Raw genomic sequence first — 3898 nt, 5'->3', positions numbered from 1 at the left:
CAGCCACCAGCTTCGCCGCGTCCGCCAGCGACATCACCCCTGCGACATGCGCCGCCGCAAGCTCACCGATCGAGTGCCCGGCCAGCACATCCGGGGTCAGACCCCACGACTCCAGCAGCCGGAAGAGCGCAACCTCCAGCGCGAACAGCGCCGGCTGCGTGTACCCCGTCTCATCGATCAGCTCCCCGTCCGCGATCGCCTCGCGCAGCGGGCGGTCCAGCAGCGGGTCCAGCTCGGCGCAGACCGCATCGAACGCATCCGCAAAGACCGGGAAGGATGCGTACAGCTCCTCCCCCATCCCCGCCCGCTGACTGCCCTGACCGGTGAACAGGAACGCCGTCCGCCCCTCCACCACCGAACCGTGGACCGCGTTCGCACCCGATCCACCCGCGGCCAGGGCCCGGAGGCCGGCCAGCAGCTCTGTCCGGTCCTCGGCGACCACGGCTGCCCGGCGTTCGAGCGACGCCCGGCCGACCGCCGCGGAGAACGCCAGGTCGGCGGGCCGGACCTCGGGCTCCTGCTCGATGGCCGTGATCATCCGCTCGGCCTGGGCCCGCAGAGCGTCCTCGCTCTTGGCCGACAGCACCACCGGCACCACCGGCGGTTCAAGAGCCTCCGAGGGCGCCTCGTCCACCGTCGGAGCCTGCTCCAGGATCGTGTGGGCGTTCGTGCCGCTGATGCCGAAGGCGGAGATGCCCACGCGGCGCGGGCGGCCGGTCTCCGGCCAGTCGACGTTCTCGGTCAGCAGCGAGACGCTGCCGGCCGTCCAGTCGACGTGCGGGGTCGGCTCGTCGACGTGCAGCGTCCTCGGCAGGACGCCGTGCCGCATCGCCATGACCATCTTGATCACACCGGCAGCACCGGCCGCAGCCTGGGTGTGACCGATGTTGGACTTCACCGAACCGAGCCAGAGCGGCCGGTCCTCGGCACGTGCCTGGCCGTAGGTGGCGAGCAGCGCCTGCGCCTCGATCGGGTCACCGAGTCGCGTGCCCGTGCCGTGCGCCTCGACCGCGTCGATCTGGTCCGCCGTCAGACCGGCACTGGCCAGGGCCTGACGGATCACCCGCTGCTGCGACGGGCCGTTCGGGGCCGTGAGGCCGTTGGACGCACCATCCTGATTGACCGCGCTGCCGCGCACGACCGCGAGCACCGGGTGGCCGTTGCGCCGAGCGTCCGAGAGCCGCTCCACGAGGAGCATGCCCGCACCCTCGCCCCAGCCCGTACCGTCCGCCGCACCCGCGAACGCCTTGCACCGGCCGTCCACCGACAACCCGCGCTGCCGACTGAACTCCACGAACAGATCCGGCGTCGACATCACCGTCACACCACCCGCCAGCGCAAGATCGCACTCACCGTTGCGCAGCGCCTGCACCGCCAGGTGCAGCGCCACCAGCGACGCCGAGCACGCCGTGTCCACCGACACCGCCGGGCCCTCCAGACCGAAGGTGTAGGAGAGACGGCCGGAGACGACGCTCGTCGCCGTGCCGGTCAGCCGGTGGCCCTCGACCCCTTCCATGCCGTCCACCAGCAGGTTCGCGTAATCCTGGCCGTTGGTGCCGACGAAGACACCCGCCTGGCTGCCGCGCACCGAGGCCGGGTCGATCCCCGCCCGCTCGAAGGCCTCCCAGGAGGTCTCCAGCAGCAGCCGCTGCTGCGGGTCCATCGACAGCGCCTCGCGCGGCGAGATCCCGAAGAACCCGGGGTCGAACTGCGTCGCCCGGTCCAGGAATCCGCCCTCGCGGGCGTACGTGGTGCCCTGGTGGCTGGGGTCCGGGTGATAGAGCGACTCGATGTCCCAGCCGCGGTCGGTCGGGAAGTCGCCGATCGCGTCCCCGCCGGTCAGCAGCAGCTGCCACAGCTCCTCGGGGGTGTTGACCCCGCCCGGGAAGCGGCAGCTCATCGCGACGATCGCGATCGGCTCGTCGGCCACCACGGCGGGCAGGACCGCGGTCGGTGCGAGGGCCGCCGAGCGGCCGCCCAGAAGTTCGACACCGAGGTGGTCGGCGAGGGCGGCGGCCGACGGGTAGTCGAAGACCAGCGTCGCCGGCAGGCGCAGTCCGGTCGCCGCGTTGAGCCGGTTGCGCAGGTCGACCGCGGTCAGCGAGTCGAAGCCCAGCTCCTTGAACGCCCGGCCCGCCTCCACCGCCTCCGCCCCGGCATAGCCGAGGACGGCGGCCACCTGGCCGCGGACGACGTCCAGCACGGCGCGGCCCCGCTCCGTCTCCGACAGTCCGGCGAGGCGCTGCGCCAGCGAGGACTCGCCGACACCGGCCTGCTCGGACGAGGCGAGGGCCGCGTCCATCACCGTGCGGGCCTCGGGAATCTCGTCGAACAGCCGGCTCGCCCGCACCGCGGCGGTCTCACCGGCAACCCGGTCCCAGTCCACCGCAGCGATCGTCAGGGCGGTGTCGCCCTGGTCGAGCGCATACTGCAGGGCCGAGATCGCCAGCGCGGGCGCCATACCGACGACACCGTCACGGCGCAGCCGATCGGCAACAACCTCCTCGGTCGCGAGCCCTGCCTCGGCCCAGGCACCCCAGGCGATCGAGGTGGCGGGCAGCCCGTCCGCCCGGCGCTGCTCCGCGAGCGCGTCGAGATAGGCGTTGGCCGCGGCGTAGTTGCCCTGGCCGGCACTGCCGACCGAACCCGCCATCGAGGAGAACAGCACGAACGCCGACAGGCCATGCCCGACCGTCAGCTCGTGCAGATTCCGAGCCGCCTCCACCTTCGGACGAGCCACCGACGCGAACCGCTCCCCGGTCAGACCGTCGACCACACCGTCATCCAGCACACCCGCCGTGTGGAACACCGCCGACAGCTCGAACTCCGCCAACAGCGCCGCCAGCGCCCCACGGTCGGCCACATCACACGCCACCACCGTCACCGCGACACCGAGCTCGGACAGCTCGTCCCGCAGCTCGACCGCACCCGGCGCATCCAGGCCCCGACGACTCGTCAGCACCAGACGCTCCGCACCACCCCGGGCCAGCCAACGCGACACCTCCGCACCCAGCGCACCCGTACCACCCGTCACCAGCACCGTCCCCGACGGCGACCACGACGAGCCCTCACCACGCGGCGCACGCACCAGACGGCGCCCGAACACACCCGACGCACGGACCGCGACCTGATCCTCGCCACCGGCCAGCACACCCGCCAGCCGGGCAAGGACCCGACCGTCGAGCACCTCCGGCAGATCGACCAGACCACCCCACCGCTCCGGATGCTCCAACGCCACCACCCGGCCCAGACCCCACACCTGCGCCTGCACCGGATCGGCCACCCGCTCCGACCGGCCCGTCGCCACCGCACCACGCGTCACACACCACAGCGGCGCATCGATCGCGGCGTCACCCAGCGCCTGCACCAGCGTCAGCGTCGCCACCGGCCCGCCGATCTCGGCGAGGAACGACACCACGCCCGCAAGGGACGTGCCGTCAGCGACGGCCTCGCGCAGCAGCTCCGCAACGGCCCCGCGGTCGGCGGCACCGTCGACCTCCACCCGGCGGACGCCGATCCGGCGCCCGGCCAGCAGCTCCTCCAGGCCCGTCACCGCAGCGTCGTCGTGACCGGCCGGCACCGCCAGCAGCCAGGTGCCGGACAACGTGCCCGTACCGGCCTCGGCGACCGGCTTCCAGCTGATCCGGTAGCGCCAGCCGTCCACGGTGGACTGCTCGCGGCTCTGACGGCGCCAGGCCGCCAGCATCGGCAGGACGGCGCCCAGTTCGCTGCCGCCCTCGACCTCCAGGGTCGCGGCGAACGCAGCGAGGTCCTCACTCTCGACCGCGTCCCAGAAGCGGGCGTCCTCGGGGTCGACCGGAGCCCCCGCCCGCGTGGGCGGGGTCGGCTCCAGCCAGTAACAGTCCCGCTGGGAGGGGGTGGTCGGGAGTTAGAGCGT

The 3898-nt window shown here is 73.0% G+C and carries 1 pseudogene; it reads right to left on the bottom strand.

The features are described from left to right. Positions 1-3889, bottom strand: a pseudogene (locus ACFV0G_RS36785) (SDR family NAD(P)-dependent oxidoreductase); the annotation flags it as partial. Positions 3890-3898 lie beyond the last annotated feature (9 nt).

Origin of the sequence: Kitasatospora sp. NPDC059571 (assembly GCF_042735675.1) — a bacterium.
Lineage (GTDB): Bacteria > Actinomycetota > Actinomycetes > Streptomycetales > Streptomycetaceae > Kitasatospora.
Note: the sequence above shows the minus strand (reverse complement) of the source record. Positions and strands in the feature narration are given on the sequence as shown.